At 52.2% G+C, this 4,236-nt stretch carries 7 protein-coding genes; 6 read left to right on the top strand and 1 reads right to left on the bottom strand.

What is annotated here, in order from left to right:
• Positions 1–387: 387 nt before the first annotated feature.
• The 5 genes from C814_RS16835 to C814_RS23795 all read left to right on the top strand — a co-directional run bounded on the left by C814_RS16835 (position 388) and on the right by C814_RS23795 (position 3,655).
• Positions 388–756 carry a cysteine-rich VLP domain-containing protein gene (locus C814_RS16835; protein WP_016316599.1) on the top strand — a complete coding sequence of 123 codons (369 nt, stop codon included), beginning with the start codon at positions 388–390 and terminating at the stop codon, positions 754–756.
• A 149-nt stretch (positions 757–905) separates the two neighbouring features.
• Complete coding sequence (locus C814_RS16830; protein WP_016316598.1) at positions 906–1,253, top strand: replication initiator protein A; 348 nt, start codon at positions 906–908, stop codon at positions 1,251–1,253.
• A 201-nt stretch (positions 1,254–1,454) separates the two neighbouring features.
• Positions 1,455–1,637 (top strand): hypothetical protein, encoded by a 183-nt coding sequence (locus C814_RS16825; RefSeq protein WP_016316597.1) that lies wholly within the window; start codon positions 1,455–1,457, stop codon positions 1,635–1,637.
• Between the two features lie 89 nt (positions 1,638–1,726).
• The gene (locus C814_RS16820) at positions 1,727–3,238 is read left to right on the top strand and encodes a recombinase family protein (RefSeq protein ID WP_016316596.1); all 1,512 of its coding nucleotides are present in this window, start codon (positions 1,727–1,729) and stop codon (positions 3,236–3,238) included.
• Positions 3,239–3,295: 57 nt separating this feature from the next.
• Complete coding sequence (locus C814_RS23795) at positions 3,296–3,655, top strand: S-methyl thiohydantoin desulfurase domain-containing protein (RefSeq protein ID WP_155846414.1); 360 nt, start codon at positions 3,296–3,298, stop codon at positions 3,653–3,655.
• A gap of 113 nt (positions 3,656–3,768) precedes the next feature.
• On the opposite strand, the gene C814_RS16815 is transcribed toward C814_RS23795, so the two are convergent.
• On the bottom strand, positions 3,769–4,041 hold the full coding sequence (locus C814_RS16815) for a beta-eliminating lyase-related protein (protein WP_016316595.1): 273 nt from the start codon (positions 4,039–4,041) through the stop codon (positions 3,769–3,771).
• Positions 4,042–4,087: 46 nt separating this feature from the next.
• On the opposite strand from C814_RS16815, the gene C814_RS24975 reads away from it, so the two are divergent.
• Positions 4,088–4,236: transposase (locus C814_RS24975; protein ID WP_016316594.1), on the top strand; the 149-nt coding region annotated here is incomplete at its 3' end.

Below are 4,236 nucleotides of genomic sequence, written 5' to 3'. Positions count from 1 at the left end.
CACTGAACAGCTGACCGTGGAGGAACTCAGATCTCTTATTTGGCGTTACTTTATGAGCTACTGGAACAACCGCCGTATCTGCTCCGCCAACGGCGGCCTTCCACCCGCTGTCAAGAGAGAGCGCTTCTATCTGTCCCTCACTGCGGCTGCTGCTTAGATCCTATATTCCTTGCGTGAATTGTGTCAACTCATATTGACAAAATCATTGCGTCCTTCGGACGCGATGGGGAGCTGCACTCCCCAAACCCCTTGCACACCCGCAGGAAAGGAACACCCGCTTTGCGTCTGTTCCTTTCCTGCGGGTCAGGTATCGCCAGCGTCAGATTGGCACTCACGTTAAAAACGCAAATCTGACGCTTTTAGGATTTTGCAGAGGGAGCGTGTGAAATGGGCGCATCCGAAATCCCACACATGACCTACCAGCAGTACCGAACGGCCCGGAGGCTGGTGCGGGAGTGCTGCAACTACGATTGCGGAAACTGCTTGCTTCTGGACAACGGCGAAGAATGTGTCTGCCCGCAGAGCATCACCTATTCCCTAATCTGCAAATGGTTCCGCGCCGCTGTCCTTCCCCTGGATGCTGGCCTGTATGCCGCATTGTTCCCGCCCCCCTCTGTCAGACGGCGGCGGTGCCGGGAGTGTGGGAAGATGTTCGCCTCGTCCAAGCACAACACGCTCTACTGCTCTACCTGTGCCGCAGAACGGGCCAAACGGAGCAAGCGGGCCTGGGCAAAGAAAAACCGGGCTGATGTGTAGAAAAAGTACCCGCTGAAAACGCAGTAATATCAGGGCTTTCAAGACCGCCCTCGATGGGGGCCTGATACATTTCCTTCCCGGCCCCGAAAACGGGCCTCAAACGACCCACAGCGGCGGTCTGACAGCCCCACATTAAGGAGGCCAATACCATGACCGACTACATGACGATAACTACCGAATTACCGCCCTATTTCTTCTTCCCCTGGTTCCTGCTGGACAGGGGCTTGACCCTTACCGCCAAGCTGACCTATGCCCTTTTGCTCGACCGGGCGCGGCTGTCTCAGCTCAACGGCTGGACGGACGAGGCCGGGAGAGTTTATATCATCTTCCCGATTGAGAAGGTAGCCGGAATACTCGGCAAGAGCATGACCACCGCCAAGAACGTATTGGCGGAATTAGAGGCGGCGGGGCTGATTGAGCGACGGCGACAGCAGTTTTCCAAGCCCAATCACATCTATGTGAAGCTGCCTGATGGACAAGAATTTAGCCACCCCTAATGGATAAAAACCTGTCCTTCACCATAGCCGGAAAACTGCTCTTGTAATAGGGCAGAAACCCGGCTGACGCAGGCAAAAAAACTAACCCCTAATAAGAACTATAAGAACAATAACAAGTACAAGTAAAACGAGTGGGAGTAAATAGCGCCCACTTTTCGGACAAATGTCCACCCTGAAAATTTTGAAAACAAGGAGTTGCCTATGGAGCATATCAGCTACAAGATGCAGACCGAGATTGTCAATTTCCAGGGCCGGGAAATCCCGCTGGAAAACCTCACACCCATTCTCTCCCCGGAACAGGAGGCGGCGAAGCGCCGGGAGTTGGAGCAGCGGCTTTATGAGGTGTTCCGCAAGTACCAGCAGAGGGAAACACCCGCCTCGTGATTTTTTCAGATAGAGATTGATTTGCGGGGCTGCTGACGGTATAATGAAGCTGTCAGCAGCTCCGCTTCTTTTCAGAAAGGGAGCGCAAAATGAACAACCGAATTGACGCAATTTATGCAAGACAATCCATCGACAAGAAAGATAGTATCTCTATCGAAAGTCAGATTGAGTTTTGCAAATATGAATTGAGGGGTGGAAGCTGCCGGGAGTATCAAGATAAGGGTTACAGCGGTAAGAATACGGACAGGCCCCAGTTTCAAATGCTGGTAGAGGACATCAAGCGCGGGCTGATTGCCAGGGTAGTCGTTTACAAGCTCGACCGCATCAGCCGTTCCATTCTGGACTTCGCAAACATGATGGCTTTGTTCCAGGAATACAACGTGGAGTTCATATCCTCCACAGAGAAGTTCGACACGTCCACACCGATGGGCCGGGCGATGCTGAACATCTGCATTGTGTTCGCGCAGTTAGAGAGAGAAACCATCCAGAAGCGAGTGCAGGACGCATGGTACGCCAGGTGTCAGCGAGGTTTCAAAATGGGCGGTAGAGCGCCGTATGGATTTCGGACGGAGCCTATCATCATTGACGGCATCCATACAAAGAAGCTGGTGATTGAACCGACCGAGGCGGCGTTCGTGCGTAAGATGTACGAGATGTATAATGACCCCCGCATCTCGCTCCACGACATAGCCACCCAGCTTACGACCCAAGGTGTGAGGTCGTTCTTTGGAAAGCCGTTTTCCAGGTCAACGATCAGCCTTATCCTCCGCAATCCAATTTACGCAATGGCTGACCTGGATATATACGAGTTTTTCAAAAGTCAGGGGACGGAGATTTACAACGATGCCGCCGACTTCGCGGGAACCAACGGCTGCTACTACTATCGCAGTAAAGGCAACACCGACAACAAGCACAAGTACCTGCAAGGCCAGATGTTGGTGCTGGCACCCAGCGAGGGCTTCATCCCGTCTGATTTGTGGCTCCAGGTGCGGAAGAAAATCATGGCAAGCCAAAGTTACCAGCCCGCGAGGAAAGCCCGTCATTCGTGGATGGCCGGGAAAATCAAGTGTGGCAACTGCGGCTACGCTCTGATGGCGGCTCACTCTTGCGGGCATCTCTATTTTCGCTGCTCGAAACACGCAGAAAATAAATCCTGTCCTGGCTGTGGCGCTGTTCGGCTCCATGATTTGGAGGAAGTAGTTTATCAGCAGATGGTGAAGAAGCTGGAGGACTACAAGACGCTGACAGGCCGCAAAAAGAAAAGAGCCGCCAGCCCGAAGCTGACGGCAAAGCAGATGGAGCTGGCCCAGGTGGAAAGCGAGATTGAAAAGCTGCTGGACACGCTGACGGGCGCGACCCCGGTGCTGATCTCCTATGCCAACGCCAAGATTGAGGAATTGGACAGCCGCCGCCAGACCCTTGCCACCGAGATTGCCAAGCTGACCACCGAGGCGGTGTCCCCGGAGCAGATTGACACGATTTCCAATTATCTGGATGATTGGGAGAATGTCAGCTTTGAGGACAAGCAGCAGGTGGTGGATTTGATGATTACCGTTATTCGTGCCACCAGCGAGAAGCTGCAAATTGAATGGAAAATCTGACGGCGGGCATACCGTCAGACCATTATCTTTTTATGCCCTTGTCCATCGTAGTTCAGTGTGATTGCCGCAGTTGATTCCGCAGCTGAAATTATCCGGTCGAGCGCATCCAATGCCGGCGGCCTGGTGGAAGTTGCCCGAAATCCAGTTGAATATCGATATCTGGTACGTTCTTCAGCTGCTGGGTGCTATTCAATGGCCGAAGAAATTGGCCGGGAATTTACTGACAGGTCACTACTTGTTGACGAAAAGCTAGATCATGTCTGCCGGGTTGTCAATGGTCGTATCATTACAACAGGCACTGTTGGACCGATCACCATTGAAACAAGGAATGCTTTAGACTACGGACACTTTGAAGTAACCGATTCCAACGGGGACAAGTTTAAGAACCCGTATTCACAACCATTCGACACCGTCTGAGCGGGCCTTTTGCCGGCCTGCTGCGTTGAAAAACCTTGCAATACACAAAGTATTGTCCGCATTTTTTCGCCTTGCAGGGCAGCAAAATCCCTCGCCCATCCGGCATCCTCTGATTATGAATACAGGTTCTTAATCAGCACACCAATATCATTTTTAACCGTGCCGTCCTCATTGAAGTCAGAGAATTTCCTCCAGAAACAGCCCTTATCGCGAAACGCCCGCATACCGCCCATATTGGCGTGGCCATCTTTCTTGGCAGACATGGTAAACCCATCGCAGTAGGAGAACATTTCCGTCGCGATTTCGGCGATGGACTTGTCCGCATAGCCTTCCTCGTTTGTCTTGATAAAATAGCAGTTCTCAGCCCAGCGGGCGGCATCAAACATAAGAACCTGTATTCACAAGGAGAAAAGAACGTGGTAAAATAGAGATATGGAAGAAAAAGGACGGGAGTCGTACCCTAGCGACTTGACAGATGAGCAGTGGGAGGAGATCGCCCCACTATATGCCGAGATGCGCAACTGCACGTGGAGCAAGAGGGAATTGACGGATGCTGTGCTGTATTTGGTAGATTCGGGGTG

The organism is Anaerotruncus sp. G3(2012), from assembly GCF_000403395.2.
Classification (GTDB): domain Bacteria; phylum Bacillota; class Clostridia; order Oscillospirales; family Ruminococcaceae; genus Anaerotruncus.
Note: the sequence above shows the minus strand (reverse complement) of the source record. Positions and strands in the feature narration are given on the sequence as shown.